We start from the raw sequence: 1,394 nt of genomic DNA, 5'->3' as shown, positions 1-1,394 counted from the left end.
GCATCCCCTATACCAAAGGAGAGATAAGAAATGGATATGAACTTAATCATTAATAACCAATTGGCAGCATTAAACGAAGAAGGCTACGTAGAAAAAATCATTAGGAAGCAACTAGAAGAAACTATTAAGGATGTTGTCGAAGATTCCTTGCGTAGTTGGAGTGACTTCGGAAAAGGGTTGAAAGAAACGGTAAAAGGGCAATTGCAAATCAATCTCGATAAGTTGGACATCCCTTCGTACAACCAAGTTATTCTGAACGTTATTAAAGGTGAGATAGAGCGTTCGATTCATGAAGAAGGCGCAGCGAGAATACAAGAGCAGTTACAAGAGTTGTTAGGAACAGGGAAGAATGAATATAGATTGTCAGAATTAGTAAAAGAAATGGTTGAGGATGAACTTAAACTTGAAGAACTGTCTTATGAAGAGGTTGAGCAAATCACGGTTATTGTAGAGGAAAAATACGGAACCAAGTACGTATATATGGACCCGAAAGAAGATGTTGAGTGGTACCAATGCAAATACATGATATCGCTTGAAAAAGATATGACCGTATCAAGAGCCGAGGTTTCAGATAAGAAATTCGATAACCGTGTGATTATGGGTGGAATGTACGGATTGGATGCGACTTTGTTCAAGATGTGGACTCAAAAAGCAACACTGGTCATAGATGATTACGAAACGGAGTTTGGAAACCCTGAATTTGAATGAGGCATAACAGCCTCTTACCCTATACCCCTATAAGGAGCGATAAGCATGAGAAATATTAAATTCCGTGGTAAACGAGTAGATAACGGCGAGTGGGTTCATGGTTATCTGATAGGCGAGGACGTAATTGTCGGTGAGATAGTGGAATGGGATAGTGAATATTTCTGCACAGAGTTTTGGCAAAAGGTAGACCCTGCAACAGTAGGTCAGTTCATAGATCTTCCGAATTACGGTGTATGGGAAGGTGATATTTACGAGTTTACAAGACCCTGGTCAAACGGTGCGCTGGAACGTGGAGTTGTGAAATGTACAGAACATGCAGAATGGGCAGTAAATGCATGGATGTTGACTGGTATATATGAGCATGGAAAACCTATCGGAAACATACACGATAACCCGGAGCTGCTACAAGGAGAGAATAAGTTGGGATAATACACTTAAAACGCCGCATAGAGCGCTTTTATCGGGACGAAGATGGCGAACTGGTTTTTGCGCTGTACGAGGATATAGATGGATACGTGCATTACAGATACTGCGGCTATGATACAGATATTTACACGATGCTGTCGGTATTGTTCTACAAACATTTTAATGGAGGCGGTAAAGGTGAGTGAACGGATATATAAATTGTTGAATGGGTCGGAGTTGATTTGTTCGGAGGAAGGGATTCTGAGTCACCGCTTGGAGCC

2 protein-coding genes are annotated in these 1,394 nt (G+C 41.2%); both read left to right on the top strand.

The annotated features are described in order from the left end of the window. Positions 1-30 precede the first annotated feature (30 nt). The gene (locus tag C1T21_RS26035; protein WP_103050284.1) at positions 31-708 is read left to right on the top strand and encodes a hypothetical protein; all 678 of its coding nucleotides are present in this window, start codon (positions 31-33) and stop codon (positions 706-708) included. A 45-nt stretch (positions 709-753) separates the two neighbouring features. Further along, entirely contained in the window at positions 754-1,137 is a 384-nt protein-coding gene (locus C1T21_RS26030) for a YopX family protein (protein WP_103050283.1), read from the top strand. The last annotated feature ends 257 nt before the right edge of the window (positions 1,138-1,394 follow it).

This window comes from Paenibacillus sp. F4, from assembly GCF_002894905.1.
Classification (GTDB): Bacteria; Bacillota; Bacilli; order Paenibacillales; family Paenibacillaceae; genus Paenibacillus; species Paenibacillus polymyxa_B.
The sequence above is the reverse complement of the archived record's forward strand: the minus strand, read 5'-3'. Positions and strand labels throughout refer to the sequence as shown.